The 25,035-nt window shown below is 71.3% G+C and carries 18 protein-coding genes, 3 pseudogenes and 2 riboswitches; of the genes and pseudogenes, 7 read left to right on the top strand and 14 right to left on the bottom strand.

Annotated elements, in window-relative coordinates:
• Positions 1–47 precede the first annotated feature (47 nt).
• Positions 48–422, top strand: a complete 375-nt coding sequence (locus tag LVQ62_RS02105) for a DUF2256 and DUF3253 domain-containing protein (RefSeq protein ID WP_233764223.1) — start codon at positions 48–50, stop codon at positions 420–422.
• A 39-nt stretch (positions 423–461) separates the two neighbouring features.
• Here the strand turns inward: LVQ62_RS02105 and glpD are convergent, their stop codons facing one another.
• The gene (glpD, locus tag LVQ62_RS02100) at positions 462–2,189 is read right to left on the bottom strand and encodes a glycerol-3-phosphate dehydrogenase (RefSeq protein ID WP_233764222.1); all 1,728 of its coding nucleotides are present in this window, start codon (positions 2,187–2,189) and stop codon (positions 462–464) included.
• 199 nt (positions 2,190–2,388) lie between these two features.
• On the opposite strand from glpD, the gene LVQ62_RS02095 reads away from it, so the two are divergent.
• The 3 genes from LVQ62_RS02095 to LVQ62_RS02085 all read left to right on the top strand — a co-directional run bounded on the left by LVQ62_RS02095 (position 2,389) and on the right by LVQ62_RS02085 (position 5,577).
• Positions 2,389–3,153, top strand: a complete 765-nt coding sequence (locus LVQ62_RS02095) for an MIP/aquaporin family protein (RefSeq protein ID WP_208050931.1) — start codon at positions 2,389–2,391, stop codon at positions 3,151–3,153.
• A gap of 104 nt (positions 3,154–3,257) precedes the next feature.
• Positions 3,258–4,781 (top strand): glycerol kinase GlpK, encoded by a 1,524-nt coding sequence (gene glpK, locus LVQ62_RS02090; protein WP_208050930.1) that lies wholly within the window; start codon positions 3,258–3,260, stop codon positions 4,779–4,781.
• A gap of 64 nt (positions 4,782–4,845) precedes the next feature.
• Entirely contained in the window at positions 4,846–5,577 is a 732-nt protein-coding gene (locus LVQ62_RS02085) for a cobalt-precorrin-6A reductase (RefSeq protein WP_208050929.1), read from the top strand.
• Here LVQ62_RS02085 and cbiB read toward each other — a convergent pair.
• From cbiB to LVQ62_RS02050, 7 genes and pseudogenes are all read right to left on the bottom strand, one after another.
• Entirely contained in the window at positions 5,537–6,484 is a 948-nt protein-coding gene (gene cbiB / locus LVQ62_RS02080) for an adenosylcobinamide-phosphate synthase CbiB (RefSeq protein ID WP_208050928.1), read from the bottom strand. The genes LVQ62_RS02085 and cbiB overlap by 41 nt on opposite strands.
• Positions 6,481–7,014: a bifunctional adenosylcobinamide kinase/adenosylcobinamide-phosphate guanylyltransferase gene (locus LVQ62_RS02075; protein ID WP_208050927.1), complete on the bottom strand. Its 534-nt coding sequence runs from the start codon at positions 7,012–7,014 to the stop codon at positions 6,481–6,483. The genes cbiB and LVQ62_RS02075 overlap by 4 nt, the downstream gene beginning before the upstream one ends.
• Positions 7,011–7,787 carry an adenosylcobinamide-GDP ribazoletransferase gene (locus LVQ62_RS02070; RefSeq protein WP_233764221.1) on the bottom strand — a complete coding sequence of 259 codons (777 nt, stop codon included), beginning with the start codon at positions 7,785–7,787 and terminating at the stop codon, positions 7,011–7,013. The genes LVQ62_RS02075 and LVQ62_RS02070 overlap by 4 nt, the downstream gene beginning before the upstream one ends.
• Positions 7,784–8,782, bottom strand: a complete 999-nt coding sequence (gene cobA, locus LVQ62_RS02065; RefSeq protein WP_233764219.1) for a uroporphyrinogen-III C-methyltransferase — start codon at positions 8,780–8,782, stop codon at positions 7,784–7,786. The genes LVQ62_RS02070 and cobA overlap by 4 nt, the downstream gene beginning before the upstream one ends.
• The gene (locus LVQ62_RS02060) at positions 8,779–11,271 is read right to left on the bottom strand and encodes a cobyrinate a,c-diamide synthase (RefSeq protein ID WP_233764218.1); all 2,493 of its coding nucleotides are present in this window, start codon (positions 11,269–11,271) and stop codon (positions 8,779–8,781) included. The genes cobA and LVQ62_RS02060 overlap by 4 nt, the downstream gene beginning before the upstream one ends.
• A pseudogene (cobO, locus tag LVQ62_RS02055) lies at positions 11,268–11,881 on the bottom strand (cob(I)yrinic acid a,c-diamide adenosyltransferase). The gene LVQ62_RS02060 and the pseudogene cobO overlap by 4 nt, the downstream one beginning before the upstream one ends.
• Positions 11,881–13,962: a VWA domain-containing protein gene (locus LVQ62_RS02050; RefSeq protein WP_370639661.1), complete on the bottom strand. Its 2,082-nt coding sequence runs from the start codon at positions 13,960–13,962 to the stop codon at positions 11,881–11,883. The pseudogene cobO and the gene LVQ62_RS02050 overlap by 1 nt, the downstream one beginning before the upstream one ends.
• Positions 13,963–14,039: 77 nt before the next feature.
• Positions 14,040–14,110, bottom strand: a riboswitch (cobalamin riboswitch).
• Between the two features lie 56 nt (positions 14,111–14,166).
• On the opposite strand from LVQ62_RS02050, the gene cbiT reads away from it, so the two are divergent.
• Positions 14,167–15,402: a precorrin-6Y C5,15-methyltransferase (decarboxylating) subunit CbiT gene (cbiT, locus tag LVQ62_RS02045; protein WP_233764217.1), complete on the top strand. Its 1,236-nt coding sequence runs from the start codon at positions 14,167–14,169 to the stop codon at positions 15,400–15,402.
• Positions 15,399–16,139: a cobalt-precorrin-4/precorrin-4 C(11)-methyltransferase gene (locus LVQ62_RS02040; protein WP_233764216.1), complete on the top strand. Its 741-nt coding sequence runs from the start codon at positions 15,399–15,401 to the stop codon at positions 16,137–16,139. Before cbiT ends, LVQ62_RS02040 begins: the two co-directional genes overlap by 4 nt.
• 51 nt (positions 16,140–16,190) lie before the next feature.
• Here the strand turns inward: LVQ62_RS02040 and LVQ62_RS02035 are convergent, their stop codons facing one another.
• The 6 genes and pseudogenes from LVQ62_RS02035 to LVQ62_RS02010 form a co-directional block, all read right to left on the bottom strand.
• On the bottom strand, positions 16,191–16,640 hold the full coding sequence (locus LVQ62_RS02035) for a GyrI-like domain-containing protein (protein WP_233764215.1): 450 nt from the start codon (positions 16,638–16,640) through the stop codon (positions 16,191–16,193).
• A 160-nt stretch (positions 16,641–16,800) separates the two neighbouring features.
• Positions 16,801–16,992 (bottom strand): annotated as a pseudogene (locus LVQ62_RS17455) (MerR family transcriptional regulator); the annotation flags it as partial.
• Positions 16,993–17,025: 33 nt separating this feature from the next.
• Entirely contained in the window at positions 17,026–17,616 is a 591-nt protein-coding gene (locus LVQ62_RS02025; RefSeq protein WP_233764214.1) for a GNAT family N-acetyltransferase, read from the bottom strand.
• Between the two features lie 104 nt (positions 17,617–17,720).
• Positions 17,721–19,253, bottom strand: coding sequence for a precorrin-2 C(20)-methyltransferase (locus LVQ62_RS02020; protein ID WP_233764212.1), 1,533 nt, complete (start codon positions 19,251–19,253; stop codon positions 17,721–17,723).
• Complete coding sequence (locus LVQ62_RS02015) at positions 19,250–19,924, bottom strand: precorrin-8X methylmutase (protein ID WP_233764210.1); 675 nt, start codon at positions 19,922–19,924, stop codon at positions 19,250–19,252. Before LVQ62_RS02015 ends, LVQ62_RS02020 begins: the two co-directional genes overlap by 4 nt.
• 127 nt (positions 19,925–20,051) lie before the next feature.
• Positions 20,052–21,008, bottom strand: a complete 957-nt coding sequence (locus tag LVQ62_RS02010) for a cobalamin biosynthesis protein CobG (RefSeq protein ID WP_233764209.1) — start codon at positions 21,006–21,008, stop codon at positions 20,052–20,054.
• A 234-nt stretch (positions 21,009–21,242) separates the two neighbouring features.
• Positions 21,243–21,312, top strand: a riboswitch (cobalamin riboswitch).
• A gap of 85 nt (positions 21,313–21,397) precedes the next feature.
• On the opposite strand from LVQ62_RS02010, the pseudogene cobN reads away from it, so the two are divergent.
• Positions 21,398–25,032 (top strand): annotated as a pseudogene (gene cobN / locus LVQ62_RS02005) (cobaltochelatase subunit CobN).
• The last annotated feature ends 3 nt before the right edge of the window (positions 25,033–25,035 follow it).

The following is a 25,035-nucleotide window of genomic DNA, read 5'->3' as shown; positions in this document are numbered from 1 at the left end:
GAGAGGGGTCGACCGTCACCGTAGTGGCCCGACGGCAGACTGGCGGGGTGAGCACACCTGCGGACAGGACCTGCGTGTCCTGCGGACGCCGGATCGAGTGGCGGCGGAAGTGGGAACGGGACTGGGAGCAGATCCGCTACTGCAGTGCCGCGTGCCGGCGCCGTGGGGTCACGCAGACCGACACGCTGTTGGAGGAGGCGATCCTGGATCTGCTCGCGTCGGGAGCGCGGTCCGGCACCGTCTCACCGAGCGACGCGGCCGACGCGGTGACCGCCCGGAACGACACCGGGGAGGACCTCGCGGAGCCGGCCCGGCGCGCAGCGCGACGACTCGTGCACTCCGGCCAGGTCGTCATCGTCCAAGGGAGCCGCGTGGTCGACCCGTCCACGGCGAAGGGCCCGTTCCGGATCCGACGCGTCTGAGCCGGGCTCGTCCTCGACGGGCCCGGCTCAGTAGGGCGTTCAGCGGGTGGCGGTCACCTGACGCAGGCCGCCCCGGCTCTCGGCCGCCTCGCGACGTGCCGCGTCGGACTCCTCGTCGGTGGCCAGCTCCTGGGACTTGCGCTCCGCGTGGACCCGCTCGACGTAGGCCGCCTTCTCGTGCTCGATCGTCGCCTCGTCCCATCCGAGCTCGCCGGCCATGATCGCCGCCGTCTCGTCCACGCAGTCCACACCGCGGTGCTTGGTGTCGATGGAGATGCGGGTGCGCCGGGCAAGCACGTCGGTGACGTGCTTGGCGCCCTCGTGCGTGACGGCGTACTTCAACTCCGCCCGCAGGTACTCCTCGGCGCCGGAAACAGGCTCCAGCATCGAGCGGTCGTCGTCGCCGAGCGACAACAGCTCGTTCAGCTTCGAGCCGTAGCGGCCGAGCAGGTGCTCCACCCGCCAGGTGGAGATGCCGGCCTCCTTCGCGAGCTCGCTCTTCAGGTTGATCATGGCCTTGTAGCCGTCGGCGCCGACGAGCGGCACGTGCTCGGTGACCGAGGGCTTGAGCTCGCCCAGGTCCTCCGCACAGGCGTCGATCGCGTCGGCGGCCATCACCCGGTACGTCGTGTACTTGCCGCCGGCGATCGAGATCAGACCGGGCTGCGGACGGGCGACCGCGTGCTCACGGGAGAGCTGACTCGTGTCCTCGCTCTCACCGGCGAGCAGCGGCCGCAGGCCGGAGTAGACCCCGAGGATGTCGTCGCGACTGACGGGGGTGGTGAGCACCGTGTTGACGTGCTCGAGGATGTAGTCGATGTCCTTGGACGTCGCCGCAGGGTGCGCGAGGTCGTAGACCCAGTCGGTGTCGGTGGTGCCGATGATCCACTGCTGTCCGAACGGGATCACGAACAGCACCGACTTCTCGGTGCGCAGGATCAGCCCGACCTCGCCGGCAATGCGGTCGCGCGGCACGAGGATGTGCACGCCTTTGGACGCGCGGACGTGAAAACGTCCCCGGCCGCCGGCCATCTTCTGCACGTCGTCGGTCCACACCCCGGTGGCGTTGACCACGACCTTCGCGCGGACCGTGACCTCATCGCCGCTCTCGACGTCGCGCACCACGGCGCCGACCACCCGGTCGGCCTCTTTGACGATCTTGACGACCTCGGTGGAGTTGCGCACCACCGCGCCGTAGTGGGCGGCCGTGCGCACCACCGTCATCGTGTGGCGTGCGTCGTCGGACTGGGCGTCGAAGTAGCGCACCGCCCCGACGAGGGCGCTCTTCTTCAGGCTGGGGAAGAGCCGCAGCGCGCTGGTGCGGGTGAGGTGCTTCTGGCGGGGCACCGACTGCTTGCCGTTGATGTTGTCGTAGAGCATCAGGCCGCTCGCGATGTACGGGCGCTCCCAGTAACGGTGCTTGATCGGGTAGAGGAACGGCACCGGGTGCACCAGGTGCGGGGCGATCGTGGTGAGCATCAGTTCGCGCTCCTTGAGCGCCTCGGCCACCAGGCTGAAGTTGAGCTGCTCCAGGTAGCGCAGACCACCGTGGAACAGCTTGCTGCTGCGCGATGACGTACCGCTCGCGAAGTCGCGCGCCTCGACCATCGCCACCTTCAGGCCGCGGGTGGCGGCATCGAGTGCCGAACCGGCCCCGGTGACACCACCGCCGATGACCAGGACGTCGAACTCTGTGTCGCGCAATGCGTTCCAGGCCTGCTCGTGCTGCTGCGGCGACAGGGTCGCGCTGAAAGGTTGCATCACCATGGGAGCTCCTCATCGGGTGTCGTTCCGAGCTTAAGCCCGCCTCATGTCACCGTGCGCACCGTCCTGGATTCGATGCGTCCTGTGCGATCCCTGCGAGCAGACTGGACGAAAGACGTGATCTGGGTCACGGTAAAACGGCGTACGGTACGGTGTGACGCCGCTCACACGAGCTGCTACCTGGGCCTACCGAGGAGAGTCAATGAGTCTGTGGTCGGTGTTCGTCAGTGAGGTGCTCGGCACCGCGATCCTGATCGTCTTGGGTACCGGCGTGGTCGCCAACGTCGTGCTGCCCAAGGCGGGCGGCTTCGAGGGCGGCACGCTCATGATCAACTTCGGTTGGGGCCTCGGTGTGTTCGGCGGTGTGTACGCCGCGTACAAGTCGGGCGCCCACCTCAACCCCGCCGTCACGATCGGGCTCTGGGCGAGCGGCGCCAAGAGCTATGCCACGGGAGTGTCGATCACCCCCGGGTCCACGCTGGTCTACTTCGCCGGTGAGTTCCTCGGAGCCTTCCTCGGCGCGGTGGCGATGTGGGCGGCATACAAGAAGCAGTTCGACGACCGGCTCGACGCACCGTCCCTCGGTATCTTCTCCACCGGCCCGGCCATCAAGTCCTACGCGTGGAACCTGGTGACCGAGATCATCGCCACGTTCGTGCTGATCTTCTACGTCCTGGTGTCCGGGATGACCAACAAGATCAGTAGTGCTTCCGGAGGCACGACCTTCAGCGACGCGCCCGCGGGCGCGCTCGGCGTCGCCCTGATCGTGGTCGCGATCGGAGTGAGCCTCGGTGGCCCGACCGGATACGCGATCAACCCCGCCCGTGACCTCGGACCCCGGATCGCCCACTTCGTGCTGCCGATCCCGAACAAGGACTCCAGCAACTGGAGCTACGCCTGGGTGCCGGTCGTCGGCCCGATCATCGGCTGCCTGCTCGCGGCGCTGGTCGCCCGGGCCTACATGTAACGAACCCCTGCGAAGAGCTCGTTGCTCTTCGATACTTCGTAGGGAGCCGACGGACCGACCCCCAGGAAGTCGCGCGTACCGCACCCATCTAGGAGATCAGCACCATGGCCAAGTACATCGCTTCGATCGACCAGGGGACGACCAGCACCCGCTGCATCCTCTTCGACCACAACGGCGCCATCGCGGCGTCCGCGCAGATGGAACACGAACAGATCTTCCCCAAGTCGGGGTGGGTCGAGCACAACCCCGAGGAGATCTGGCACAACACCCGCCAGGTCTGCGCCGACGCTCTGGTGAAACTGGACGCCGCGACCAGCGACGTCGCCGCGGTCGGCATCACCAACCAGCGCGAGACCGCGGTCGTCTGGGACAAGACCACCGGCAAGTCGGTCTACAACGCCATCGTCTGGCAGGACACCCGCACCCAGCGCATCTGCGACGAGCTCGCCGGTGACACGGGCGCGGACATCTACAAGGACAAGGTCGGGCTGCCGCTCGCGACCTACTTCTCCGGCCCGAAGGTGCGCTGGATCCTGGACAACGTCGACGGTGCCCGCGAGAAGGCCGAGGCCGGCGACCTGCTCTTCGGCAACATGGACACCTGGGTGCTGTGGAACCTCACCGGCGGCACCGAGGGCGGCAAGCACTACACCGACGTCACCAACGCCTCGCGCACCCTGATGATGGACCTGGACACGCTCCAGTGGGACGACGACATCGTCAAGGACATGGGCATCCCCAAGTCGATGCTCCCGGAGATCCACTCCAGCTCCGAGGAGTACGGCAAGGTCCGTGAGCGCGGCCCGCTGGCCGGGGTGCCGATCGCCGGCATCCTCGGTGACCAGCAGGCGGCGACGTTCGGGCAGGTGTGCTTCGAGATCGGCACCGCCAAGAACACCTACGGCACCGGCAACTTCGTGCTCCTCAACACCGGTGAGGAGAAGGTCATGTCCAAGAACGGCCTGCTCACCACCGTCTGTTACAAGATCGGCGACAAGAAGCCGATCTACGCGCTCGAGGGTTCGGTCGCGGTGACCGGCTCGCTGGTGCAGTGGCTGCGCGACAACCTGAAGATGATCGACTCCGCGCCGCAGGTCGAGGACTACGCCAAGGAGGTCGACGACAACGGCGACGTCTACATCGTGCCGGCGTTCTCCGGTCTGTTCGCGCCGCACTGGCGTCCGGACGCGCGTGGTGTCATCGTCGGTCTCACCCGGTTCAACAACCGCAGCCACATCTGCCGCGCCGCGCTGGAGGCCACCGCGTTCCAGTCACGTGAGGTCGTCGACGCGATGAACGCCGACTCCGGTGTCGCTCTCACCGAGCTGAAGGTCGACGGCGGCATGGTCGTCAACGAGACCCTCATGCAGTTCCAGGCCGACATCCTCGGAGTGCCGGTCATCCGTCCGGTCGTGAGCGAGACGACGGCGCTCGGTGCGGCGTACGCCGCGGGGCTCGCGGTCGGGTTCTGGAAGGACGAGGGCGAGCTGCGCAAGCAGTGGGCCGAGGACAAGCGCTGGGAGCCCAAGATGGACAAGGACAAGGTCAAGTGGCTCTACTCCAAGTGGAACAAGGCCGTGCAGCGCACCCTGGACTGGACCGACAAGGACCCGTCCGAGTTGTACTGAGCTGAGCTCAGTCGAAGGGCCCGTGGCGTGCGCGCCGCGGGCCCTTCGCCGTACCCTCGGGCACGTGTTCGTCCTGATCCTCGGTGGCACCGCCGAGGCACGCGACCTGGCCGACCGATTGCAGGGCGCCGGCGTGCCGTTCGTGTCCTCCCTGGCCGGTCGGGTCGCCCGGCCGCGGTTGCCCGTCGGGCAGGTGCGGATCGGCGGCTTCGGCGGTGCGGCCGGCCTGGCGGCGTACCTGCGCTCCTCCGAGGTCACCCATCTGGTCGACGCCACCCATCCATTCGCCGCGACGATGACGCAGCACGCGGCGCAGGCGTCTGCGGACGTCGGCATCCCGTCGATCCGCCTCGCCCGCCCCGGCTGGTCCGGTCGGCCCGACGCTGCCGGATGGCACCGGTGCGGCTCGCTGTCCGAGCTGTGTGACGTCGCCGGGGATATCGGCGCGCGGCCGTTCGTGACCAGCGGGCGGCAGACGCTTCCGGCGTTCAGGACGTGGAGCGATCGTGACGTGCTGGTGCGCGTCGTCGAGCCCGTGCAGGAGCCGCTTCCGCCGCGGTGGACCGTCGTGCAGGACCGCGGGCCGTACGACATCGACGGTGAGCTCGCGCTGCTGCGGGACCAGCGGATCGACGTGCTGGTGACGAAGGACTCCGGCGGCGCCTACACCAGCGCCAAGCTCGATGCCGCGGCCAGGCTGGGGGTGCCGGTCGTCGTGCTGTCCCGGCCGGACGCACCCGCCGGGTTGCGCGAGGTCAGCTGCGTCGACGCATGCGTCGCCGCGCTGCTCGGGTGACGAGACGCCCACCGACGACGAGTGCCAGGGCGATGGCGGCGGTGCGATGGTGCAGCCGGGCCGCGGCGTCGATGTCCGAGACGTCGACGTCGGGTCCGTCGCCCAGCGTGCCGCGGTCGTCGGTGACGCCGCGGTAGGTGTTGCGGCCTCCCAGGCGACGACCGAGCGCTGCCGCGAACGCCGCCTCGACCGGACCGGCGTTGGGGCTCGGGTGGGCAGGCGCGTCACGGCGTACGACATGGAGCACCCGACGCGACGCCGTAGGGGACCCGGTGGCCAGGGCGATCGACAGCACGGTCAGCCGCGCGGGCACCCAGTTCGCCACATCGTCCAGCCGCGCTGCGGCCCAACCGAACTCGCGGTAGCGCACGGAACGGTGCCCGATCGTCGCGTCCAGCGTGTTGACCGCGCGGTAGCCGATCAGGCCGGGGACGCCGGCGATCGCTCCCCAGAAGAGCGGGCTCACCACTGCGTCGGCGCCGTTCTCGGCGACCGATTCGATGCAGGCGCGGGCGAGCTCGGCAGGCGACAGTTGCGAACTGTCCCGCCCGACGAGATGCCGGATCCGCACTCTTGCCCCGGCGAGGTCGTCCCGCGCCAGCAGGTCGTGCATCGCGGCCGCCTCACGAATGAGGGAGCGTCCGCCCAGCACCGTCCAGGTGGCCAGGGCGACGACCGGCACCTGCGGGCGCACGCGAGCGGCGGCGCCGCCGAGGACGACGACCCCACCGACCAGCATGGCCTCGTGCAGGACGCCGCGGGAGCGGCGAGGCGCGTAGGTGCGCTGCTCCAGCGCCGCGGCCGCACTGCCGAAGCCGGCGACGGGGTGGCCGCGGCGGGGATCGCCGAAGGCCAGGTCGGCGGCGTACCCGACGAGGAGACCCGCGGCGATGGGGTCGGGTCTCACGGCGCCTTCACCGTCAGCACCTGCCCGGCCACGACGAGCTGCACCGCGTCGCAGGCGTCGGCGACGCGCTGATTGGTCAGGCCCAGCAGATCGGCGAACACCCGGGCCGAGCGGTGCTCGGGGACGAGCGTGAGGCCGACCTCGTCCGAGACGATCACGAGGTCGTGGGCGCAGTCGCGGACGGCGGTCGCGAGGTCGTCGATCAGCGTCAGCGCCGCGGGTTCCCAGTCCTCACGCGGCGCGTCCCAGGCCTGCAGTCGGTCGAGGTGGGCGGTGAGCCACGTGCCGAGCCCGTCGACCAGTGCGGGCCGGGTGAGGTCGGCGAACACGGCTGGCAGATCGACGGATTCGACCGTCGACCAGTGCGCGGGGCGACGCTCGCGGTGGGCGTGCACCCGGTGGGCCCAGTCGTCGTCCAACTCGGGGCCGGGGCCGGTCGCGACGTACGTGACGGCCGGTACGCCGGCGAGCGTGCGTTCGGCGACTGCGGACTTGCCCGATCGGATGCCGCCGAGGATCAGGGTCTTCACGCGCCACCCCGGGTGGACAGGACGAGCAGGCTCACGGCGAGGGCGATCTCGACCCCGGCGCCCATCACGTCTCCGGTGACGCCACCGAGCACCGTGCGGCAGCGGATCGCGAGCACCGACACCGCGACGAATCCGAGGGCGACGGCGACCGGGGCGAGCACGACGTGCCCGGCGACGAGACCCGCCGCGGCGGCGATCGCCAGCGTCACCAGCACCGTGACCGCGAGGGCGGGGCCGGGCACGTTGTCGGCCACGACGACACCGAGGCCGTCGGAGCGGGCGGGCGGCAGGCCGCGTACGGCGACCAGCGTGCAGGCAGCCCGGGACGCGAGCACGGCGACGCCGACGAGCAGCCACCCCCAGGAGTCCGGGGCAACGGCGGCAATGGCGGCGGCGTCGAGCAGCAGGACGACCACGAGCACGCCGACCGCCACGGGGCCCGTGTCGCCCTTGCGCATGACCTCCAGGGCGCGTTCGCGGCTCCACCCCGCGGCGAGGCCGTCGGCGGTGTCCGCGAGGCCGTCCCAGTGCATGGCGCGGGTGCCCCAGCCGAGCGCCGCGCAGACGACGATGCCGACCACCAGTGCCGGTAGGTGCACCATCGGTCCGACCCAGGCCAGCAGCCCGGCGAGCACCGCGACGGGCAGCGCACCCACGGGTGCCAGCACCATCGCCCAGCGTGCACTGGTGCGGTCCACCTCGGGCAGCGTGCCCACGGGGACGATGGACAGGGTGCCGACGGCGAGGCGCAGGCCGATCAGCAGCTGCCTCACGACGTGCCGGTGTCCTGGGGGCGCAGCGCGGCGACCGAGTGACCGATCACCGTGACGGCGGGTGGCCGGATGTCCGCGTCGTCGCCGATCCGGGCGATCTCGCGCAACGGGCCGCGGGCGACGCGCTGACTCGGCAGGCCGGCGTCCGCGACCGATGCCGCGGGCGTCTCCGGGTCGAGGCCGTGCGCGACGAGTGCGTCGGCGATGCTCCCGAGCGTCTTGACTCCCATCAGGACGACGACCGTCATCCGCGTCTCGGCGACCGCCCGCCAGTCGACGGTGCTGCGCGGGTCGTCGGGGGCGACGTGCCCGGAGACGACCACGAAACCCTGGATGACATCGCGGTGGGTGAGGGGGATCCCGGCGAGCGCAGGTGCAGCGATGGACGAAGTGACACCAGGGATCACTGTGACCGAAACGCCCGCGTCGACGCACGCGTTCCATTCCTCGCCGCCGCGGCCGAAGACGAAGCTGTCGCCGCCCTTGAACCGCACGACGTTGCGCCCAGCCTGGGCTTGCTCGACGAGGATCTCGTTGATCCGCTCCTGAGGCGTGAAGGCACCCGAGGGGATCTTGCCGACGTGGATGATCTCCGGCCGGGGATCCAGCTCGTCGAGTACTCCGAGCGGCGCCAGTCGGTCGCAGACCACGACGTCGGCCTCGCGCAGTGCCTGCATCCCGGCGAGCGTGAGCAGGCCGCGGTCGCCGGGACCGCCGCCGACCAGCACCACCCGCCCACCGGTACTTGGCCGTGGCGGCTCCTGCGCCTCGAGCGCCGGGTCGCGCAACACGACGTCGTACGCCGTGAGATCGGGTGCGGCGACCACCGTGACGAGGCGGCGCGCGGCCAGGTCACGCACCACCGGGTGCGTCCCGGACTCCTGTACGTCGACGACGGCTCCACCGTCGAGCAGGGTGTGCACGATCTCGGCCACGCGCGGCCCCGGGTCGCGCACCAGCACGCGAGCGCCGGTGCCGGGGATGTCGAGCCTCATCGGGCGAGCTCGGGTGCGGACGCGGCGGTGTGGGCGAGGACGTCGTCGAGCGCGGTCAGGAAGGCATCCGTCGTGGTGGTGTCACGCACGGCGATGCGGATCCAGGCGGCGTTCAAGCCTGGGAAGGTGTCGCCGCGACGGACGGCGAAGCCGTTGTCGCGCAGCGCTTCCCGTGCCCCCGAGGGCCCTTCGACAAGCACGAATGGGGCCACTCCGTCGACCGGCCGCAGCCCCCGTTCCTGCAGACCGCGGACGAGGTACGCCCGGTCGCTGGTCGCCTTTCGGGCGAGGTCGTCGGCCTGCTCGAGCGCGGACCGGGTCGCGGTCGCGGACATCACGACCGCCGCGGGCGTCGACACCGACCACGGCGGCTGGTGCTGCGCCAGGAGCGCGATGAGGTCTGGGTCGCCGACGACGTAGCCGGCGCGCAGTCCGGCCAACCCCCAGGTCTTGGTGAGTGAGCGCAGCACCAGGAGGCCGGGCATCTGCGCGCTGATCAGCGAATCGAGCTCTCCCGGCACGGCATCGATGAATGCTTCGTCGACGACGACGGTGCGACCGGGGCCCAGCAGGGACTCGAGGGAGGCGCGCGGGTGCAGGACGCCGGTCGGGTTGGTGGGGTTGCCGAGCAGGACGAGGTCGGCGTTCGGGTCGACCAGAGCCGGGTCGAGGACGAAGCCGGTGTCGCCGTGCAGGAGGTGGCGCTCGGGCACCCGGCCGACGCGGCGCAGCGCCGCCTCGGGCTCGGTGAACTGCGGGTGCACCACGAGCGGGTGCCTTCCGGGCACGGCGCGGGCGATGAGGGTGAAGGCCTCGGCGGCGCCGCTGGTCGGCAGCACCATCGTCTCGGGCACGCCATGGCGACGAGCGATCGCCGTACGCGCTTGCGAGACATCGGGATACGCGGCCAAGCGGGTGGTGCAGGCAGCGATCCGGTCGCTGAGCCAGACCGGCGGGACGGGCACCCGCACGTTGACGGCGAGGTCGACCAGGGTGCGTCCGGTGCCGCGGAGCTCGGCATCGCCGTGGTGGTCCAGAGGGTCGACGGCGTCCGCGGTGGTCGCGGGGTGCGCTGCCACCGGCGCGTGGTCGTCTGAAGGACGTGCACCCGTGGTCACGGGCTCGTATGCGTGCACCGCGTCGGCGAACGACGTCGCGAGGGATGGATTCCCGGCCCAGTGGACGTGCAGGTACGACGCGTGCACGGTCGGGCGGCCCGTTCCGGCGGGGTCGAGCGCGAACCCGACCGGTGCACCGTCGACCAGCCAGGCGCCGGGCCCGGCGGTCGGGGGAGTCGTCCGGGTGCGGTGGAACTCGTGGGCGTGCACTGCCGTGCCGGCGGCGCCCAGCATCCCGTCGACCGGGAGGACCGCGGTGCGGTATCCGAGGGTCAGGCGCGGATGCATCGCAGCAGCCGCGGGCAGGGCGCCGACCATGGGGTGGTCGTCGAGTGCCTCTGCGAGATAGAGGAGCCCGGCGCACTCGGCGACGGTCGGCATCCCGGACGCGACGGCGTCGCGCAGCTCGGCGAGCAGGGGCGTGTTGCGCGCCAGCGCGGGTGCGTGCGCCTCGGGGAAACCGCCGCCGAGGTAGAGGCCGCTGGTGCCCTGCGGCAGGGACGTGTCGGTCGCCGGGTCGAAGACGACCGGCTCGCACCCGGCGGCGCGCAGCAGTTCGTCGGTCTCGGCGTAGCGGAAGGTAAAGGCCTGCCCACCGGCGACGGCCACGACGCGCGGCGGCGTGGTGCGGTGGACGACCGACGGGGTCCAGGGCTCGTCGGCCAGGTCCGGCGCGGTGCGCGCGAGATCCAGGACGGCGTCGAGGTCGAGGTGCTCGGCGATCTGGCCGGCGAGCCGGTCGAGTCCGGCCGCGGCCTCGTCGCGCTCGGCGGCGGGGACGAGTCCGAGGTGGCGGGAGGGCACGCTGACGCCCGCGTCGCGGGGCAGGACTCCCAGGACAGGCAGGCCGGTGGCCTCGACGGCGCGGCGTACCTCAGCAGCGTGCCGGGCGCTGCCGGCCTTGTTGAGCACGACGCCTGTGACGCGCACCGACGGGTCGTAGCTGACAAGTCCGTGCACGCTCGCGGCGATCGTGCGGGCCGCCGAGGAGATGTCGATGACCAGCAGCACCGGCGAATCGGTCAACGTGGCGACGTGGGCGGTCGAGGCGAAGCCGTCCGTGCCCATCTGCCCGTCGTACAGGCCCATGACGCCCTCGATGACCGACAGGTCCGCGGTGTACGGCGTGCGCGCTCCGTGCAGCAGCAGCGGCGCGATCTGCTCCGGTGAGGTCAGCCACGGGTCGAGGTTGCGGCCGGGGCGACCGGTCGCGAGCGCGTGGTAACCGGGGTCGATGTAGTCGGGGCCGACCTTCGCCGGAGCCACTGCCAGGCCGCGTCGGCGCAGCGCGGCCATGATTCCGACGGCCACCGTGGTCTTGCCCTGGCCCGAGGCCGCGGCGGCGATCACGACGCGGGGCAGCCGGGTCACCACTCGATGCCCCTCTGGCCCTTCTGGCCCTTGTCGAAGGGGTGCGCGATCTTGGTCATCTCGGTCGCCACGTCGGCGATCTCCAGCAGGCGGGGGTCGGGGTCGCGACCGGTGATGACCACATGCTGGTGGCCAGGGCGGTCGCGCAGCGTGCTGACGACGTCGTCGACGTCGACCCAGCCCCACTTCATCGTGTAGGTGAACTCGTCGAGGATGTAGAGGGTGTGAGTCTGCTCGGCGAGGCGCCGCTTGATCTCGACCCATCCCTCGCGGGCGGCGTCTGCGTGCTCCTGTTCGCTGCCGGCCTTGCGCGACCACGACCAGCCCGAGCCCATCTTGTGCCACTCGATCGGGCCGCCCTGGCCGGTCTCGCGGTGTACGACATCGAGCGCCTCCAGGGCGCTCTGCTCGCCGATGCGCCATTTGGCGGACTTCACGAACTGGAAGACACCGATCGACCAGCCCTGGTTCCATCCGCGCAGCGCCAGCCCGAACGCGGCGGTGGACTTGCCCTTGCCGTCGCCGCCGTGCACGACGACCAGGGGGAGTTGCGCCGTGCGCGGGTGGTGAGTCCGTCCACCGCGGCGACGGGGGTCTGTCCCTTCGGCATCAGGCCACGCTCCTCTCGCGGATGGCGGTGACCAGGCTGTCCGCGGCGAAGTCTTCCAGCGTCACGTGCTCTGCGCCCATCCGCTCGGCGAGGTCGGCGGCCAGGCCCATCCGGAAGCGGCCGGTCTCGGCGTCGACGACCACGGCGTCCACCCCGGTGCTCGGCCAGCGGTCAGCGACCCAGCGGGCGCGCTCGAGGGCGTCCGGCCCGGAGGTCGCGCGGCCGTCGGTGACCAGGACGAGCAGCACCCGCCGGTGCGGGTCGCGGATGCGCTCGACCTCCAGGGCGCGGGCGGCGGCCAGCAGTCCCTCGGCGAGCGGCGTACGGCCGCCGTGCGGCAGGTCGGTCAGGCAGGCCGCGGCCGCTTCGACCGAGTGCGTCGGGGGCAGCGCCAGGTCGGCCCCGGCGCCGCGGAAGGTGACCACTCCGACCCGGTCGCGGCGCTGGTAGGCGTCGGTCAGGAGGCTGATGACGGCGGTCTTGACCTCGCGCATCCGTTCGCGCGCACCCATCGATCCGGAGGCGTCGACGGCGATGAGGACGAGGTTGGACTCGCGGCCCTGGGTCACCTTGTGGCGCAGGTCCTCACCGGCGACGTGCAGTCGCCCGGCGCCCGCCCGACCCGCGCCGCGCAGTGCGGCCGCCCGGATGGTGGCTGGCAGGTGCACCGCGCCGCTGCCGTCGCGCTCGGAACCGATCGTCGCGCCCCAGTTGGTGATCGCCCGGCTGCGCCGGCCGGCCTCTCCGCGGCCCACACCGCGCACGGTGAACGACCGCACCCGGTAGGCCTCCTCGGCCTGCGCGACCTGCGGGGCCGCGCTCGGCGCCTCGGGCGCCGCTGTGTCGAGCTCCTGCTCCTGGTCGGAGCGGTCGGCCTCGCCACCGTCCTGGTGCGGGGTCGGCGGGGCGGCGTCTTGCCCGGAATCGCCGCTGTCGGAGGACGACGAGTCACCACCGGACGGGGAATCCTCGCGGTCAGTCTCCTCGCCGTCGTTCTGCGAATCAGGCTGCGGCTGCTGCGGATCCGGGTCGTCGTTCGTGTCGTCGGGTGTGGGATCCGGCTCGTCGTCATCACCGAGCAGTCGGTCGAGCAGGTCCTCGTCCAGGCCTGGCGCGTCGAACGGCTTGCGCCGGCGACGGTGCGGCAGGGCCAGCTTCGCGGCGACCCGGATGTCCTCGCGGGCGACACTGTCGCGGTCCTGCCACGCTGCGTGCGCCCGGGCCGCGCGCGCCGTCACGATGTCCGCGCGCATCCCGTCGACGTCGAACCCGGCGCAGACGGTCGCGATCTTGCCCAGCGCCCAGTCCGACAGCTCCACGTCGGCCACCCGCTGCTGTGCGGCGGCCAGCCGCGCGCCGAGCGTGGCCTGCGCGTCCGCGTACGTCGCGGCGAAGCCCTCGGGGTCGGCGTCGTAGGCCAGTCGGCGACGGACGATCTCCACGCGCTCCTGCGGCACCCGGGACGCGGTGATCTCAACGGACAGGCCGAAGCGGTCGAGCAGCTGGGGTCGCAGCTCACCCTCTTCGGGGTTCATGGTGCCGATCAGCATGATGCGCGCGGCGTGGGTCACCGACACGCCGTCACGCTCGACGGTGTTGCGGCCCATCGCGGCGGCATCGAGCAGGAGGTCGACCAGGTGGTCCTGCAGCAGGTTGACCTCGTCGACGTAGAGCAGGCCTCGGTGCGCGTCGGCGAGCAGGCCCGGCTCGAACGCCGTCTGCCCCGATCCGAGCGCGCGGCCGAGGTCGAGCGATCCGGTGACCCGGTCGTCGCTGGCGCCGATCGGCAGCTCCACCAGCCGGGCCGGCCGTTGCACGGCGTCATCGCCGCGTGTGTGCGGGCCGTCGGGGCACTGCGGGTCGGGCTCGCTCGGGTCGCAGCCGAACCGGCATCCGTCGACGACGTCCTGCTCGGGCAGGACCGCCGCGAGCGAGCGCACCATCGTCGACTTCGCGGTGCCCTTCTCGCCGCGGACGAGCACGCCGCCGACATCGGGGGCTACGGTCGTCAGGACCAGCGCGATGGCCATCTCGTCGGCACCGACGATGGCGGAGAACGGGAACTGCGGCACGGAATCCACGGGCCCTTCTGACGAGTGACCACGCTCGCCGGTCGAGTGGCCCGGTCGGGTCGCCGACCGGGCGTGACGCAGGCCGACATCCTGGCTCGTGCCGGATCGACTCCGGCAGCTCACAGTGGCGGGACCGCTCCGGATTCGCACCGGATTCCTCGCCCTGCGTCGCAGCGATCATGTCATATCGGCGCCCTCGCCTAGAGTGCCGACGTGATCGACGTCGTGGGCATCGGGGACGGCGGCGAAGCCGAGCTTTCCCCTCAGAGCCGGGCCCTGGTGATGGGCGCCCGGACGCTGCTCGGCGGCCGCCGGCACCTGGACCTGGTGCCCGACATGCCGGGCCAGACCCGTCGCCCGTGGCCCTCGCCGCTGCGCGAGGGGCTGGCGGCGCTGCTCACCGAGGTGCACGCCGCCGACGCACCCATCGGGCACGTCGTGGCACTGGCCAGTGGCGACCCGCTGCGCTCCGGCATCGGCACCACCCTGATCGACCTGCTGGGGGCCGGCGCCGTGCGTGTGCACCCGGGGCTGTCCTCCGAGACGCTCGCGCGGGCCCGGATGGGGTGGTCGGCCGAGCAGACGACCGTGGTGACGCTCGTCGGCCGCTCACCGGACGGCGTATGCCGTCACCTCGCCCCCGGTGCGCATCTGGTCGTGCTGTGCAGCGACGGGAACACGCCCGGGGTGCTGGCCCGCCTGCTGACGCAGCGGGGGTGGGGTGCCTCGTTGATGACGGCCTGGTGGCATCTGGGTGGCGCGGCCGAGGGGTCGTTGCGCGCATCCGCCGCGGGGTGGTCGGCTGAGCGCACCGCCGACCTGGTGCTGGTCTGCGTGGAGGTCTCCGCGTCATCGGCGTCGCCGTCGACGGCAGCGGCGGTGGGTCCGGCTCCGGGGCGACCCGAAGCGTCGTTCGAGCACGACGGCCAGATCAGCAAGCGCGACGTACGCGCGTCCGCCCTCGCTCATCTGCGCCCGACGCCCGGCGGCCACCTGTGGGACCTCGGTGCCGGATCGGGTGCCGTCGGGATCGAGTGGGCCCTGGCTGCGCCCGGTGCCAGCGTGAGCGCGGTCGAGCACAACGTGGCGCGTGCTGAGCGGATCCGCAGCAATGCCAGGGAGTTCGGTGTGGTGTCGGAGGTCACGGTCGTGGAGTCCGCGTCGATCGACGCGTTGGCGGATCTCCCGGACCCGGACGCGGTCTTCGTCGGCGGAGGCCTCTCTCCGGCTCTCATCGACGCCGTGCGATCGCGGTTGCGGCCGGGCGGGCGACTCGTCGCGCATGCGGTGACCCTGAGCACGGAGGCCCTGCTCGTCGGTGCTCAGGAGCGCTTCGGCGGGGAGCTGACGCGGATCAGCATCGAGCGCGCAACGTGCCTGGGCGCGCACGTGTCGTGGACACCGTCGCGTGCCGTCGTCCAGTGGAGCTCCACGAAGGGAATGCCGTGACCGTGCACTTCATCGGCGCCGGACCCGGCGCTGCCGACCTGCTCACTCTGCGCGCGGCGCGGCTGCTCGAGCAGAGTCCGGTCTGCCTCTATGCCGGCACCTATCTGGACGACGCGGTGTTGGCGCATTGCCCGCTGGACGCCGAGCTCATCGACACCCAGCACCTCAATCTCGACGCGATCACCGATCACCTGGTGGCGGCGACCTCACGCGGCGCTGACGTCGCACGGCTGTGCTCCGGTGACCCGTCGGTCTACTCCGCGATCGCCGAACAGACCCGGCGCCTGGACCAGGCGGGCGTGGACTGGGACGTGACACCAGGTGTCCCGGCATACGCCGCTACCGCAGCCCTGGTCGGGCGGGAGCTCACCGTCCCCGAGGTCGCCCAGTCCGTCGTGCTCACGCGGGTGCAGAAGGACTCCACGAAGATGCCCGCGGGGGAGTCGCTCGAGGCGTACGCCGCGACGAGCGCGACGCTGGTGCTGCACCTGGCGATCCGGCATATCGACACGATCGTCGAGCGGCTGACTCCGCACTATGGCGCGGACTGCCCGGTGGTCATCGGCTCGCAGGTCAGTCAGCCGGCCGAGCTGGTCCTGCGCGGGACGCTGGCCGACATCGCCGGTCGGGTGCACGAGCACGGCCTGCGGCAGGCGGCGGTCATCCTGGTCGGACCCGCGCTCGGCACCGGTGACTTCGTGGAGTCGCACCTGTACTCCTCGCGCCCACCCGCCTGATTTTGGACATGCACAGCGGGTCACATCTGCCCCGCCGTGCATGTCCGAAACTCACTTCAGTCGGACGGGCTGCTGCAGCTCGGTCACCCAGTCCTGCTGGTGCATCGATTCGGCCCGCACGTAGAGCTCGCGGGCGGCTCCGTCGTACTCGTAGCCGTTGTCGATCAGCCAGCGGTGCAGCCCCTGCCAGGACTCCCGGATGCGGTCCGTCAGGCCGAGGTGGACCCCGCACACCGCGTTCGCGGACGGCAGGTCCACGGCCTCCAGCCCGGCCGGCGGAGTGCCCTCGTGGGCGTATCCGACGACCACGTCCATCCCGTCCTCCGCCTCGGCGTAGGTCGCCATCGGGGTGGACAGACTGGCGCCGGCGGACTGCAGCGCGGTCTGCACGCGGACGAACATCGGCTCGACGTGCTGACCTATCTCCGCCGGGTCGACGGTGGCGCTGACGGCAGCGAGCCGTACGGCCGGCACCTGCTTGACGACGTAATCCGTGGGCATGTCGTGCTCCTTCTCGATCGTTCTGTGCTCTTGTGCCCCTGACTCGGCCCGCCGCCAGCCGGGTGCCGGCGGCGCGCATCTCGTCCTCGAGCTCGCTGCTCCGCAACCGGAGCATCCCGTTCTGCTCCTGCACTCCGATGCGATCCGTCAGCAGCTGGCCGATCTGCTCCAGCGTGAGACCGAGATCCTTCAGTGCCACGATGCGATCGAGGACGGACAGCTGCTCGGGGGAGTAGGAGCGGTAGCTGCTGGACGCGTCGACGCTGGCGGGCGTGAGCAGCCCGAGCGCGTCGTAGTGGCGCAGCATCCGCACCGACACCTGCCCGAGCCGAGCGAAGTCTCCGATCAACATGACACCGTTCTCCCGCCTGACACCGTGTGAGGGTCAGGAGTCGGTCGTCGGCGTTCGCTCGTGCATCAGGACGAGCCCCGGACTTCCGTTCGGGGCATCTGGTCCGTGGCCGAGCGTTCGCCATCCGGCGCGCCGATACAACCGTCGCGCAGGGGAATCGACGTCCGTGGTCTGCAGCCAGGCGGTGTCGGACTTCGCCGTGTCGACGAGCTCTTCCAGAAGTCGCCGACCCACACCCATCCCGCTCGCAGCCGGCAGGACCGCAAGAAGTTCGACTGCGTACGAGCCGGCGATCCGCTGGGCGGCGTTGTCTCCGAGTCGCTCTCGCAGCTGAGTCGACCAGGCGTCAGTCTGCTCGCCCCAACTCCAGTCGTGGCCGTAAGCGAACCCCACCGGCGAGCCCTCGTCCACGGCGATTGCCATGGCCAGGCCTGGTGCGGCGCGAGCCCGCGCGTACAGCCCGGCATACATCGTCGCAACGACCGCCGGCTCGGAGAGAGGAGCCTGCGCGGAGGCTGCGGCGTAGATCTGCTCGACCGTCTCAGGGGACAGCATCCGATCCACCGAGTGGACGACGCGTACCTCGACCTGCCCGTCGACGCTCGAATTGCGCTCCGCGGTCATAGAGACAGGTTAGGGAGGAATGTCAGTCGGTGCCGGAGCCCACCCACTCGAGTTTCGGACATGCATGGCGGGTCACATCTGACCCGTCGTGCATGTCCGAAAGGTTATGGCTGAGCGACGGAGCGCGGAGTCCAGACCTGGCCGCCGGGCGTGACCCGGGTGGAGGACGCCCCGATGATCACCAGGCATTTCATGTCGACCGTTTCGGGGTCGAATTCGCCCAGCGTGGTTACGACGGCCGACTCCTTGGCCCGGCCGACGTCGCGCGCGATGACGACCACGGTGTCGGCGGACTTCACATCGAGTAGCGCGGCGCGCGCGGTGTGCAGCTGGTCGGGCCGGGACCGCGAGCGGGGGTTGTAGAGCGCGATCACGAGGTCGGCGGCGGCCGCCGCACGGAGGCGTGCCTCCAGCACCGACCAGGGCTTGAGCCGGTCCGAGAGGCTCATCACGGCGAAGTCCGCGCCGAGCGGGGCGCCGACGAGCGCCGCGGCGGCCTGCGCTGCTGTGAGCCCTGGTACGACGTGCACCGGCACCTCGGCGTACGCCGTGCCACCCGCCTCGGCGGCCTCGAAGACCGCAGCCGCCATGCCGAATACCCCCGCGTCTCCGCCGGATACGACCGCGACGTCGTCACCAGCGGCAGCCAGCTCGAGCGCGTCGCGCGCCCGGTCGACCTCGACCGTGTTTCCACTCGCATGGCGGGTGAGACCGACGCGCTGCGGCACCCGCTCGACGTACGGCGCGTACCCCACGACGTGGTCGACCTCGGCCAGGATCGCGCTCGCCTCGGGCGTGAGCCAGCGGTCCGGGCCCGGGCCGAGGCCGACGACGTGGACGGTGCCGGTGGTCGACGCGACCACCGGCGGCACCGGCTCTGCGGACGCTCGACCTGCGGCATCCGCCCGCCGGTCCTGACCGGGGACGATGACGATCGACATGTACGGGACGGTCGACGGATCGACATCGGCCGCGGGCAGCACGCGTTGGCCGTCACGGGTGGCGCGTTCGACGTAGACCGCCCGATCGAGCAGTCCGGCCTGCCGTAGCGCCTCGCGCACGTTGGCGAACGTGCGGCCGAGCTTCATCACGACGGCGGCGTCGGTGTCGGCGAGACGGCGCGCGAGCTCGGCGACGGGCAGCGTGCCCGACAGAACGGTCAGCACGTCCTCGTGACGGGCGAGGGCGTGCGCGGACACGGCGGTCGCCCCGGACACCGCGGTCACGCCGGGGACGACCTCGGTGGGAAAGCTGTCGGCGAGACGGTCGTGCAGATACATGAACGACCCGTAGAACATCGGATCGCCCTCTGCCAGAACGACGACAGTGCGGCCGGCGTCGAGGTGCGCGCGCAACCTCGCCGCGCACTCGTCGTAGAACTCCGCGAGCCAGCCGTGGTAGCCCGCAGGGTGCTCCACCGCGCCGGTCGTGACCGGGTAGCGCAGCTCCTCCTCGTGGACGCCCGCCGGGAGAAGATCAGCCGCGATGGCGCGCGCGATCGATGACTTGCCGGTGCCCGCGTGATAGGCGATGACGTCGGCGGACGCGATGAGCCGGGCCGCCTTGAGCGTGATCAGGTCGGGATCGCCGGGGCCGAGGCCCACGCCATACAGGTGACCGATGGTGTTGCTGATCATGCGAGTTCGGACTCGGTCGCGAGCGCGTTCACAGCGGCCGACGCCATCGCCGACCCGCCGCGATGACCGTGCACGGTGATCCAGGGGATCTTGCCGCCATCCGGGAGCTCGTGCTCAGCAAGTGCGACCTTGGACTCGGCCGACCCGATGAATCCGACCGGCATCCCGACGATCGCCGCCGGTCGCGGGCCGCCGTCCATCACGACTTCGAGCAGGTGGAAGAGCGCGGTGGGTGCGTTGCCGATGGCGACGACCGCCCCGTCGAGGCGCTCGTCCCACAGCGAGACCGCCGCCGCGGCGCGCGTGGTGTGCCACTGCTTCGCGAGCGCAGGCACGCGGGCGTCGCGCAGGGTGCACAACACCTCGTTGTGTGCCGGCATCCGGCGAGCGGTGACCCCGGAGGCGAGCATCACCGAATCGGTGAACACCGCTGCGCCCGAACGCAATGCGTGCCGCGCCGCGGTGACGACATCGGATGAGGCGGCGACCGCGGGCACGATGTCGACGTCCCCGCAGGCATGCACGATCCGGGTCACGACGACCCGCAGGTCGGCTGGGACCGCGGACAGGTCCGCCTGCTCGCGGACCATGCCGAAGGAGCGGCGGTAGATCTCCGCGCCGTCGGCCACATAGTCGTAGCGACGGGTGGGTGGGCTCGGGTCGGCGTTCATCGAAGGTCTCCAGAGGCGGCAACGACCTGGTGCACGTCGGTCGGTGCCACGAGGGTGAGGTGGTCGCACGACGGCTCGCCGCAACGGCGTTCGCATCCGACGACGTGGACACGGGGTCCGGCCCCGGTCATCCGAGCGGTTGCCGATGTGGCGAGGTCGAGGGTGTGGGTCTGGGTGCGGGCGCAGTAGGGCGCGCCGACGCACGCGGTGATCCGCGACCAGGGGAGGCGCCGGTGATGACCAACCCGGCGTCGCCCAGACGAGACGGGTCGGCCGCCGCGCCAGGTACGACGAACGACTTCCACGGGGTGAGCACCACCTCGTCGGCGAACGCGGCGATGGCGTCGAGATGGGCGGGTCGCAGCATCCCGAGCGGGACGCCGACCACCAGGTCGTCGCCGGCCGCGCCGGGCGGGAGCGGCGCGGGCGGGTGTACGTCGTAAGGGTGCATGCCCTCGAAGACGGGGGAGCCGGTGGGTAGGTCGCGGACGTTCCAGACGTCGTCGCCTGAGCGGTGGTCGAGGAAGAGGTGGGCCCGGCGGATGAGTTCGGAGACCGCGTCGACCGACCGGACCCCGATCGCGTGACCGCCGGCGAGGACGAGGCCCTCGTCGGCGTCGAGCGCCTGGTAGGCCAGGTCCCACCCCTCGGTGAGCACTGAGCCGGAGCTGTCGCTGAGCGCGAAGAGGAACCGGCCCGGCAGCCCTGCGAGCACCGGATCGTCGGTGATCGCGGTATCGAGTGATTCGACGAGCGGGCGCAGAGATATGGCCAGCGGCGCGGACAGGATGTTGCGTACCCGCTCATGGGAGGCGCTGGGCAGGAGCCCGGTCGCCTCGATCCGCTCGATCAGCACCTCGGGCAGCGGATCCGGAAGAGCGCGCAACTGCAGGTTGCCGCGGCTGGTCAGCTGCACCACGGGTGCGCCGTGCTCGGTGGCGATTCCCATGACGTCGCCGAGCACGTCGACACCGATCCGGCCGCCGGGCACGCGCAGCCGCACGAGGGCGCCGTCGCCCGCGACGAACGGGCGCAGCACCCCCGGGCAGCGGTCGCCACCGTCGGGGCGGGCTCGGGAAGTCACCGGGTGAGCCTAAGTCGGCCCGCCGTGCCGGACGTCAACTGCCCGACCGAGCCCCTGAGGTATGCAGCGGGAGGAGACACGTCGCCCGCAGGCCGCTGTCAGCCGAAATCGGGGCACATCTCCTCCCGCCGTAAACGCGGCGCCGGGCGCACGACCGGACGGACGGCGTATGCAGCCTGTGGTGGGCCGCAACCTGGTCGGCGGGTAGGTAGGCTGCGGGCGGTACACGCTCGCGGAACCCGGTGAGAATCCGGGACGGTCCCGCCACTGTGAACCGGGCATGAGCGCCCGGTGAGTCAGGTACGCGAACGTGCACCGCCGCCCCGGAACGGGTGCGGCCCTCAGCACGAACTGCCAGCTCGGGGCGCGGACCCCGGCCAAGGAGACTGATGCCTCGCGTCGCCCTGTTGTCCACCTCGGACACCGACCTCTTGAGCGCCCGGGCCAGCGGCGCCGACTACCTCTTCGCCAACCCGGCCCGCTCCGCGCACACCGAGATGGGTGCGGCAATCGAGGGCGCCGATGTGATCGTCGCCCGCATCCTCGGCGGCCCGCAGGATCTGTGCAGCGGCTTCCGCCGGTTCGCCGAGACCGATGTGCCGATGGTGGTGCTCGGCGGCGAGCAGACCCCGAACGCAGCGCTGATGGAGTGCTCGCGGCACGTGCCGGCGGGCATCGTGGCCGAGGCGCACCGCTACCTCGCGCAGGGCGGCCCCGCCAACCTCGCCAACCTGCACGCGTTCCTGTCCGACACCCTCCTGCTGAGCGGTGAGGGCTTCGAACCGCCGTTGGAGCTGCCCGTCTGGGGTGTGCTCGACCGCGCCGAGCCCGCCCCGCTCGGGCGCGTACGACCGCGCGTCGGCGTGCTCTTCTACCGCGCCCAGCAGGCCGCCGGGAACGTCGCCCACATCCACGCGCTCTGCGACGCGATCGACGCGGCAGGCGGCATCGGCGTGCCGATCTTCGCCACCTCCCTGCGGGACGCGCCGCAGGATCTGCTGGACCACCTCGCCACGCTCGACACCCTGATCACCACGGTCCTCGCGGCGGGGGCACCCGCCCGGCCGGCGCGCAGGCCGGCGGCGAGGACGAGACCTGGGACGTGCAGGCGCTCGCGGCCCTCGACATCCCGATCATCCAGGGACTCGCGCTGACCTGGAGCCGCGCCGACTGGGCGGCGTCGGACGAGGGCATGTCCCCGCTCGACGTCGCCACCCAGGTCGCGGTGCCCGAGTTCGACGGACGCCTCATCACCGTCCCGTTCTCGTTCAAGGAGGTCGACGCCGACGGCCTGCCGCACTACGTCGCCGACCCCGAGCGCTGCGACCGGGTCGCCGGGATCGCCGTCAACCACGGCCGCCTGCGGCACACCCCGGTCGGCGAGCGCAAGATCGCGCTGGTCCTCTCGGCGTACCCGACCAAGCACTCCCGCATCGGCAACGCGGTCGGCCTGGACACCCCCGTCTCCACCATCCGGCTGCTGCGCGAGATGCGCGCGGCCGGCTACGACCTCGGCCCGCGCGGTGCGATCCCCGGGCTCGACGACGTGCAGCCCATCGAGGGCGAGGCCCCGGACACCACGGCCGGCAACGCCCTGGTGCACGCTCTGATCGCCGCGGGCGGGCAGGACCCCGACTGGCTCACCCAGGAGCAGATCGAGGGCGCGCTCGTGCGGATCCCCGCGAGCCGGTACGCCGAGTGGTTCGGCCGGGTGCCCACCGACCTGCAGGAAGCGATGGAGCAGCACTGGGGTCCAGCTCCCGGCTCCCTCTATGTGGACAAGACCACCGATCCCGATGGTGAGATCTTCTCTGCCGCAATGGTGTCCGGCAACCTCGTCATCCTGGTGCAGCCGCCGCGGGGCTTCGGTGAGAACCCGATCGCGATCTACCACGACCCCGACCTGCCGCCCACCCACCACTACCTCGCGACGTACCGGTGGATCGAGGAGGAGTTCGGCGCGCACGCCGTCGTGCACGTCGGCAAGCACGGCAACCTGGAGTGGCTGTCGGGCAAGAACCTCGCGATGTCGCCCTCCTGCGGCACCGACGCGGCGCTCGGCAACCTGCCGCTGATCTACCCCTTCCTGGTCAACGACCCGGGCGAGGGCACTCAGGCCAAGCGCCGCGCGCACGCCACGATCGTCGACCACCTGATCCCGCCGATGGCCCGCGCGGAGGCGTACGGCGACATCGAGCGCCTCGAGCAGCTGCTCGACGACTACGGCAACGCCTCGGTGATGGACCCGCCCAAGGCCGCCGCGCTGCGCGGGGAGATCTGGACGCTGATCCAGGCCGCCAAGCTGGACCAGGACCTGCAGCTGACCGACCGCCCCGACGACGAGTCGTTCGACGACTTCGTGATGCACATCGACGGGTGGCTCTGCGAGATCAAGGACGTCCAGATCCGCGACGGGCTCCACGTCCTCGGCGAAGCGCCGTCCGGTGAGGGCCTGATCAACCTGGTGCTCGCGGTGCTGCGCGCCAGCCAGGTCTTCGGCGGCCGCGACAACGGCGTGCCCGGGCTGCGCGCCTCCCTCGGCCTCGTCGAGGGCGCATCGTCCGGTGAGACCGACCGTGTCGAAGCGCTGGCGCACGAGCTCGTACGCCGCCTCGCGGAGTCCTCGTGGGACGCCGACTCTGTCGACGCGATCGTGAACGACGTGGTGGGAGAACCGAATCCCGGTGCATCGGCGTCACTGGAGTTCGCCTGCCGTGAGGTCGTGCCGCGTCTGGCAGAGACCACCCGCGAGCTGCCGATGGTGCTGCACGCGCTCGACGGCGGCTACGTGCCGGCCGGTCCGTCCGGGTCACCGCTACGCGGTCTGGTCAACGTGCTGCCGACGGGCCGCAACTTCTACTCCGTGGACCCCAAGGCGATCCCCTCACGCCTCGCGTACGGCACCGGCGCGGCCATGGCCGACTCGCTGCTGGCGCGCTACCAGGAGGAGAGCGGGGAGTACCCCGAATCGGTGGGGCTGTCGGTGTGGGGTACCTCGGCGATGCGCACCTCCGGCGACGACATCGGCGAAGTGCTGGCGCTGCTCGGCGTGCTGCCGGTCTGGGACGAGGCGTCCCGCCGGGTGGTCGGTCTCGACCCCCTGTCGCTGGCTGAACTGGGCCGCCCGCGCATCGACGTCACGGTGCGCATCTCCGGCTTCTTCCGGGACGCGTTCCCGCACGTCATCAGCATGCTGGACGACGCGGTGCAGCTCGTGGCGGGTCTGGACGAGCCGGTCGAGTCCAACTTCGTGCGCAAGCACGCGCTCGGCGACATCGAGGCGCACGGTGACGAACGCCGTTCGCGCACCAGGATCTTCGGTTCCAAGCCCGGCGCGTACGGCGCGGGCATCCTGCAGCTGGTCGAGTCCGGCACCTGGCGCGACGACGCCGACCTGGCCGAGGTCTACACGCAGTGGGGCGGCTTCGCCTACGGGCGCGGGCTGGACGGCGTACCGGCGCGCGACGACATGGAGCGCAACTACCGACGCATCCAGGTCGCCGCGAAGAACATCGACAACCGCGAGTCGGACATCCTCGATTCCGACGACTACTTCCAGTACCACGGCGGCATGGTCGCAGTCGTGCGTTCGCTCACCGGCTCGGAACCCAAGGCGTACGTGGGGGATTCGACCTCACCCGACTCGGTGCGCACCCGCACTCTGCAGGAGGAGACCAACCGCATCTTCCGTGCGCGGGTGGTCAACCCCCGCTGGATCAGCGCGATGCAGCGGCACGGCTACAAGGGCGCGTTCGAGCTCGCGGCGACCGTGGACTACCTCTTCGGCTTCGACGTGACCGCCGGGGTGGTGCAGGACTGGATGTACGAGACGCTCGCCCAGGAGTACGTGCTCGACAAGACCAACCGCGACTTCATGCAGCACGCCAACCCGTGGGCGCTGCGCGGCATCGTTGAGAAGCTCGGCGAGGCCGCCGACCGTGGCCTGTGGGAGTCGCCGGACCCCGACCTCGTCGCGGCGATGCAGCAGGTCTACCTCGATGTCGAGGGGCAACTCGAGGAATGATGG

The organism is Allobranchiibius sp. GilTou73 (assembly GCF_021391335.1).
Taxonomy (GTDB): Bacteria; Actinomycetota; Actinomycetes; order Actinomycetales; family Dermatophilaceae; genus Allobranchiibius; species Allobranchiibius huperziae.
Note: the sequence above shows the minus strand (reverse complement) of the source record. Positions and strands in the feature narration are given on the sequence as shown.